This window comes from Onishia taeanensis (assembly GCF_003268885.1).
GTDB lineage: Bacteria > Pseudomonadota > Gammaproteobacteria > Pseudomonadales > Halomonadaceae > Onishia > Onishia taeanensis_A.
Genome location: NZ_QLSX01000024.1, coordinates 1 through 1,719 on the forward strand (window position 1 = coordinate 1; position 1,719 = coordinate 1,719).

A 1,719-nucleotide genomic window follows, 5' to 3' on the forward strand; every position below is an offset into this window, starting at 1 on the left:
TCCCGCCTCATTCACGAGGGCTCTGAATCGGGCAGTCTGAAGCTACTGTCCGGAGGCAGGTCTCATCAGGATCCGTATCTCCGGCGTCAGAGCCCACTGATTTATGCCTGAAGAGTGCTCCTCTTTCGGCTTTATATAGCGGTATGGAATCAATCGCCGCCGTCAATGCAGCCATGAGCGCCGGTCGTCGTTGCGGCCGCTCGGTTCCTGGTGCTGTAGTGGTCTCGCTGGGGTGTCAGCTCAGCGCGGTCAGTCTCGGCAGCCCCTTCAGCAAGGTGGGCCACCACTTGTCGGCGGCATCACCGAGGTGCACGGTGATGCGCCGGGCGTGCAGCGTCAGCGTGGCGGCGACCTTGAGCACCTGCTCGCGCATCCGGCTCAGGCTCCAGCCCTGCCGGGTCTGTCGCACCAGCAGACAGCGCAGGCCATGCAGGATCTGATAGGCATAGAGGCTCAGCAGCAGGCTCACTTCGTTGCGGGCCATCACGTCCTGCACGGTGGAGGCGCCGCGATCCGTCGATGAGAGGTGCACGTCGAGCGCCGACTTCACCTCGCCCATGTGGGCCTCGGCGCTGCCGCGCTTGCGGTAGAGCGCCAGGACCTTCTCCGGCGGCCAGTCGAACTTGCCGAGGTTGGTGACCAGGAAGAAGGCATGCAGCAGCAGATCATCGGGACGTTCCTGTACCACCAGCACCACGCGCCGGGGTGTCGGCCAGGAACCGGCTTGGTACTCCAGGTCATGGCACCACTCCCGAGGTTGCTCGGGCGGCCGCCCTCGGGGCCGTTTCAGGTGCGGCGCTGCCAGCTTCTGCAGGCCCGTGTGGCTACGCAGACGCCCCAGGTACTCGATGTCGCGCTCTTCCAGGGCCTCCAGCGTGTCGTTGTCGGTGAAGCCGGCGTCAATGCGCACCCGCACCTGGGCTCCGGTGCTCTCGTTGAGCCGCTTCACCAGGTGCGGGATCCAGGTGTCGGCGTTCTCGGCCGGGCCGGCGTTGCCCTCGCGCAGCAGGCCGCCGACCATGTCACCGGTCTCGGCCAGCGAGGCGACCAGCGGCGAGTAGATGCGGGCCCCGTAAAGGCCATGAAACGCCGAGCCGCCCTGGTGGCCGTGGACCTCGATCGGCAGGCCGTCGATGTCCAGAGTCAGCTGCTTGGGGCGCTCGCCGTTCTTCAGCGAGGTCAGGCGCCAGACCACCAGTCGCAGCAGGCCTTCGTGCACGGCATCGATGTTGTCGTCGCGGCCGAGGCAGGTCAGCAACCGCGACAGCGTGGCTTGAGACGGCCGGTGCTGGGCCAGTGGCGTCATGCCGCGCGCATCGCTGCAGGCCAGCTGCCAGAGCGGGTCACGTCGCAGCGTGTCGGTATCGCTGAGATCGATCCAGCCCATCGCCCGCTGAAGCACCAGGGTGCGCAGCTGACTGGCCAGCGAATGACGGATGCGCAGCGGGTGGCGTCGATCGACCAGGTTGTCCTCCAGCGCCTCGATCACGCCGCTGTTATCGAGGGCTTCACGCAGCAGCAAGGCACCGCTGTCGCTGGTAGCACGCTCGCCGCTGAGCTGGACGTTGACGGAGCCGTTGCAGGACGGCGACCAGGTCGTTAGGGTTTCACCCATGGCGGTTGGTCCTCCTGAATCAGGTTCTGCCAGGAACTTTCTGATTTATCAGCAGGATACCAACCGCCATCTTCATTTTCAGGGCTGCCCGGTGAATATCAGGG

The 1,719-nt window shown here is 65.7% G+C and carries 1 protein-coding gene; it reads right to left on the reverse strand.

What is annotated here, in order from left to right; genetic code table 11:
• Nucleotides 1-235 precede the first annotated feature (235 nt).
• A complete protein-coding gene (locus tag BCL93_RS17000) occupies nt 236-1,615 on the reverse strand; it encodes an IS1380 family transposase (protein ID WP_112056546.1) in 1,380 nt (459 codons plus the stop codon).
• Nucleotides 1,616-1,719 lie beyond the last annotated feature (104 nt).

Coding starts and splice junctions, on each gene's coding strand:
- BCL93_RS17000 (WP_112056546.1), bottom strand. CDS start 1,615: ATGGGTGAAACCCTAACGACCTGGTCGCCGTCCTGCAACGGCTCCGTC.